Consider the following 5605-nt stretch of genomic DNA (forward strand, 5'->3'; position numbering starts at 1 on the left):
AGCGGTAGAAAAGAGGTGGTTGACAGCGGTTTTGAACGCTGTAGAATGCGCCTCCCGCTGGAGAGAAGAAGCTCTGATCGAAAGCGCAAGTGGTTGAGTAGAAAGAAAAAATTCTTCGAAAAACAGCTTGACAGAAACAAAGGCTGCTGTAGAATGCGCGGCCTCGGTTGAGGCGAAAGACTTAACCAACTGTTCTTTAACAACTGAATCAAGCAATTCGTGTGGGTGCTTGTGAGGTAAGACTGGTAGTCAACTGATTATCAGCATCACAAGTAACACTCGTGAATTCGAGAGTTTATTTGCGATTGCTGAGCCAAGTTTAGGGTTTTCTCAAAACCCAAGCAGTATTGAACTGAAGAGTTTGATCATGGCTCAGATTGAACGCTGGCGGCAGGCCTAACACATGCAAGTCGAGCGGATGAAGGGAGCTTGCTCCTGGATTCAGCGGCGGACGGGTGAGTAATGCCTAGGAATCTGCCTGGTAGTGGGGGATAACGTTCCGAAAGGAACGCTAATACCGCATACGTCCTACGGGAGAAAGCAGGGGACCTTCGGGCCTTGCGCTATCAGATGAGCCTAGGTCGGATTAGCTAGTTGGTGAGGTAATGGCTCACCAAGGCGACGATCCGTAACTGGTCTGAGAGGATGATCAGTCACACTGGAACTGAGACACGGTCCAGACTCCTACGGGAGGCAGCAGTGGGGAATATTGGACAATGGGCGAAAGCCTGATCCAGCCATGCCGCGTGTGTGAAGAAGGTCTTCGGATTGTAAAGCACTTTAAGTTGGGAGGAAGGGCTGTAGGCTAATATCCTGCGGTTTTGACGTTACCAACAGAATAAGCACCGGCTAACTTCGTGCCAGCAGCCGCGGTAATACGAAGGGTGCAAGCGTTAATCGGAATTACTGGGCGTAAAGCGCGCGTAGGTGGTTCGTTAAGTTGGATGTGAAAGCCCCGGGCTCAACCTGGGAACTGCATCCAAAACTGGCGAGCTAGAGTACGGTAGAGGGTAGTGGAATTTCCTGTGTAGCGGTGAAATGCGTAGATATAGGAAGGAACACCAGTGGCGAAGGCGACTACCTGGACTGATACTGACACTGAGGTGCGAAAGCGTGGGGAGCAAACAGGATTAGATACCCTGGTAGTCCACGCCGTAAACGATGTCAACTAGCCGTTGGAATCCTTGAGATTTTAGTGGCGCAGCTAACGCATTAAGTTGACCGCCTGGGGAGTACGGCCGCAAGGTTAAAACTCAAATGAATTGACGGGGGCCCGCACAAGCGGTGGAGCATGTGGTTTAATTCGAAGCAACGCGAAGAACCTTACCTGGCCTTGACATGCTGAGAACTTTCCAGAGATGGATTGGTGCCTTCGGGAACTCAGACACAGGTGCTGCATGGCTGTCGTCAGCTCGTGTCGTGAGATGTTGGGTTAAGTCCCGTAACGAGCGCAACCCTTGTCCTTAGTTACCAGCACGTTATGGTGGGCACTCTAAGGAGACTGCCGGTGACAAACCGGAGGAAGGTGGGGATGACGTCAAGTCATCATGGCCCTTACGGCCAGGGCTACACACGTGCTACAATGGTCGGTACAAAGGGTTGCCAAGCCGCGAGGTGGAGCTAATCCCATAAAACCGATCGTAGTCCGGATCGCAGTCTGCAACTCGACTGCGTGAAGTCGGAATCGCTAGTAATCGTGAATCAGAATGTCACGGTGAATACGTTCCCGGGCCTTGTACACACCGCCCGTCACACCATGGGAGTGGGTTGCTCCAGAAGTAGCTAGTCTAACCTTCGGGGGGACGGTTACCACGGAGTGATTCATGACTGGGGTGAAGTCGTAACAAGGTAGCCGTAGGGGAACCTGCGGCTGGATCACCTCCTTAATCGAAGACTTCAGCTTTCTCATAAGCTCCCACACGAATTGCTTGATTCACTGTAGAAGACGATGCTGTAACGCGGCGACCCTGTTATAGGTCTGTAGCTCAGTTGGTTAGAGCGCACCCCTGATAAGGGTGAGGTCGGCAGTTCAAATCTGCCCAGACCTACCAATTCAGGTGCAGATGCTTACGGGGCCATAGCTCAGCTGGGAGAGCGCCTGCTTTGCACGCAGGAGGTCAGCGGTTCGATCCCGCTTGGCTCCACCATTACAGCATGATCGTTAGAGAGTTCAGAAATGAGCGCTTCAGGTGATGACCTGTTGAGTGCTGATTTCTGGTCTTTTGACCGGTACAAATCGTTCTTTAAAAATTTGGATATGTGATAGAAGTGACTAACGATGTGTTTCACTGCACATTGTTAATCAAGGCAAAATTTGTAGTTCTCAAGACGCAAATTTTCGGCGATGTCGTCTTCACGATTGAGACAGTAACCAGATTGCTTGGGGTTATATGGTCAAGTGAAGAAGCGCATACGGTGGATGCCTTGGCAGTCAGAGGCGATGAAAGACGTGGTAGCCTGCGAAAAGCTTTGGGGAGTCGGCAAACAGACTGTGATCCAGAGATCTCTGAATGGGGGAACCCACCCGGCATAAGCCGGGTATCTTGTACTGAATCCATAGGTGCAAGAGGCGAACCAGGGGAACTGAAACATCTAAGTACCCTGAGGAAAAGAAATCAACCGAGATTCCCTAAGTAGTGGCGAGCGAACGGGGACTAGCCCTTAAGTTGATTTGAGTGTAGTGGAAGGCTCTGGAAAGTGCCGCCGTAGTGGGTGATAGCCCCGTACACGAAACGCTCTTATCAATGAAATCGAGTAGGACGGGGCACGAGAAACCTTGTCTGAACATGGGGGGACCATCCTCCAAGGCTAAATACTACTGACTGACCGATAGTGAACCAGTACCGTGAGGGAAAGGCGAAAAGAACCCCGGAGAGGGGAGTGAAATAGAACCTGAAACCGTATGCGTACAAGCAGTGGGAGCCTACTTTGTTGGGTGACTGCGTACCTTTTGTATAATGGGTCAGCGACTTATATTCAGTGGCGAGCTTAACCGAATAGGGGAGGCGTAGCGAAAGCGAGTCTTAATAGGGCGCTTTAGTCGCTGGGTATAGACCCGAAACCGGGCGATCTATCCATGGGCAGGTTGAAGGTTAGGTAACACTGACTGGAGGACCGAACCGACTACCGTTGAAAAGTTAGCGGATGACCTGTGGATCGGAGTGAAAGGCTAATCAAGCTCGGAGATAGCTGGTTCTCCTCGAAAGCTATTTAGGTAGCGCCTCGTGTATCACTGCTGGGGGTAGAGCACTGTTTCGGCTAGGGGGTCATCCCGACTTACCAAACCGATGCAAACTCCGAATACCAGCAAGTGTCAGCACGGGAGACACACGGCGGGTGCTAACGTCCGTCGTGAAAAGGGAAACAACCCAGACCGTCAGCTAAGGTCCCAAAGTTATGGTTAAGTGGGAAACGATGTGGGAAGGCTTAGACAGCTAGGAGGTTGGCTTAGAAGCAGCCATCCTTTAAAGAAAGCGTAATAGCTCACTAGTCGAGTCGGCCTGCGCGGAAGATGTAACGGGGCTCAAACCATACACCGAAGCTACGGGTTCATCCTTTGGATGAGCGGTAGAGGAGCGTTCTGTAAGCCTGTGAAGGTGAGTTGAGAAGCTTGCTGGAGGTATCAGAAGTGCGAATGCTGACATGAGTAACGACAATGCGAGTGAAAAACTCGCACGCCGAAAGACCAAGGTTTCCTGCGCAACGTTAATCGACGCAGGGTTAGTCGGCCCCTAAGGCGAGGCAGAAATGCGTAGTCGATGGGAAACGGGTTAATATTCCCGTACTTCTAGTTACTGCGATGGAGGGACGGAGAAGGCTAGGCCAGCACGGCGTTGGTTGTCCGTGTTTAAGGTTGTAGGCTGGTTTCTTAGGTAAATCCGGGAGATCAAGGCCGAGAGCTGATGACGAGCGTTCTTTTAGAATGCGAAGTGGTTGATGCCATGCTTCCAGGAAAAGCTTCTAAGCTTCAGGTAACTAGGAACCGTACCCCAAACCGACACAGGTGGTTAGGTAGAGAATACCAAGGCGCTTGAGAGAACTCGGGTGAAGGAACTAGGCAAAATGGCACCGTAACTTCGGGAGAAGGTGCGCCGGTGAGGGTGAAGTATTTACTACGTAAGCCCATGCCGGTCGAAGATACCAGGCCGCTGCGACTGTTTATTAAAAACACAGCACTCTGCAAACACGAAAGTGGACGTATAGGGTGTGACGCCTGCCCGGTGCCGGAAGGTTAATTGATGGGGTTAGCGCAAGCGAAGCTCTTGATCGAAGCCCCGGTAAACGGCGGCCGTAACTATAACGGTCCTAAGGTAGCGAAATTCCTTGTCGGGTAAGTTCCGACCTGCACGAATGGCGTAACGATGGCGGCGCTGTCTCCACCCGAGACTCAGTGAAATTGAAATCGCTGTGAAGATGCAGTGTATCCGCGGCTAGACGGAAAGACCCCGTGAACCTTTACTATAGCTTTGCACTGGACTTTGAGCTTGCTTGTGTAGGATAGGTGGGAGGCTTTGAAGTGGGGACGCCAGTTCTCATGGAGCCATCCTTGAAATACCACCCTGGCAACCTTGAGGTTCTAACTCTGGTCCGTTATCCGGATCGAGGACAGTGTATGGTGGGTAGTTTGACTGGGGCGGTCTCCTCCCAAAGAGTAACGGAGGAGTACGAAGGTGCGCTCAGACCGGTCGGAAATCGGTCGTAGAGTATAAAGGCAAAAGCGCGCTTGACTGCGAGACAGACACGTCGAGCAGGTACGAAAGTAGGTCTTAGTGATCCGGTGGTTCTGTATGGAAGGGCCATCGCTCAACGGATAAAAGGTACTCCGGGGATAACAGGCTGATACCGCCCAAGAGTTCATATCGACGGCGGTGTTTGGCACCTCGATGTCGGCTCATCACATCCTGGGGCTGAAGCCGGTCCCAAGGGTATGGCTGTTCGCCATTTAAAGTGGTACGCGAGCTGGGTTTAGAACGTCGTGAGACAGTTCGGTCCCTATCTGCCGTGGACGTTTGAGATTTGAGAGGGGCTGACCTTAGTACGAGAGGACCGGGTTGGACGAACCTCTGGTGTTCCGGTTGTCACGCCAGTGGCATTGCCGGGTAGCTATGTTCGGAAAAGATAACCGCTGAAAGCATCTAAGCGGGAAACTTGCCTCAAGATGAGATCTCACTGGGAACTTGATTCCCCTAAAGGGCCGTCGAAGACTACGACGTTGATAGGCAGGGTGTGTAAGCGCTGTGAGGCGTTGAGCTAACCTGTACTAATTGCCCGTGAGGCTTGACCATATAACACCCAAACAATCTGCTCTGACAGCAGAGGGTGTCGATGGTGAAGTCGACAGAAAGCCGAAAATTTGCGAGAGCTACAAGCCTCTATCACGTATCCAAGGGATCGCGCCTCACCGCGAGATCCCAACCGAATTGCTTGACGACCATAGAGCGTTGGAACCACCTGATCCCATCCCGAACTCAGTAGTGAAACGACGCATCGCCGATGGTAGTGTGGTGCTTCACCATGTGAGAGTAGGTCATCGTCAAGCTCCTATACGAAACCCCAGATCTCTAACGAGGTCTGGGGTTTCTTCTTTGCGCGGCAGAAAGTCGGG

The 5605-nt window shown here is 51.9% G+C and carries 2 tRNA genes, 3 rRNA genes and 1 pseudogene; 5 read left to right on the plus strand and 1 reads right to left on the minus strand.

Annotated features, from left to right (window positions below):
* Nucleotides 1-216 (minus strand): annotated as a pseudogene (locus tag EWH21_RS23945) (hypothetical protein); the annotation flags it as partial.
* A 133-nt stretch (nt 217-349) separates the two neighbouring features.
* Between EWH21_RS23945 and EWH21_RS23950 the strand changes: the two are divergent.
* From EWH21_RS23950 to rrf, 5 genes are all read left to right on the plus strand, one after another.
* Nucleotides 350-1886 (plus strand): 16S ribosomal RNA (locus EWH21_RS23950).
* Nucleotides 1887-1974: 88 nt separating this feature from the next.
* A tRNA-Ile gene (locus EWH21_RS23955) sits at nt 1975-2051 on the plus strand.
* A gap of 20 nt (nt 2052-2071) precedes the next feature.
* Nucleotides 2072-2147 (plus strand) — tRNA-Ala (locus EWH21_RS23960).
* Nucleotides 2148-2392: 245 nt separating this feature from the next.
* Nucleotides 2393-5285: ribosomal RNA gene (locus tag EWH21_RS23965) — 23S ribosomal RNA — on the plus strand.
* A 138-nt stretch (nt 5286-5423) separates the two neighbouring features.
* Nucleotides 5424-5539: ribosomal RNA gene (gene rrf, locus EWH21_RS23970) — 5S ribosomal RNA — on the plus strand.
* The 16S, 23S and 5S rRNA genes sit together here with 2 tRNA genes alongside, the layout of an rRNA operon.
* The last annotated feature ends 66 nt before the right edge of the window (nt 5540-5605 follow it).

The sequence above is a fragment of the Pseudomonas sp. REST10 genome (assembly GCF_029542605.1).
Classification (GTDB): Bacteria; Pseudomonadota; Gammaproteobacteria; order Pseudomonadales; family Pseudomonadaceae; genus Aquipseudomonas; species Aquipseudomonas khazarica.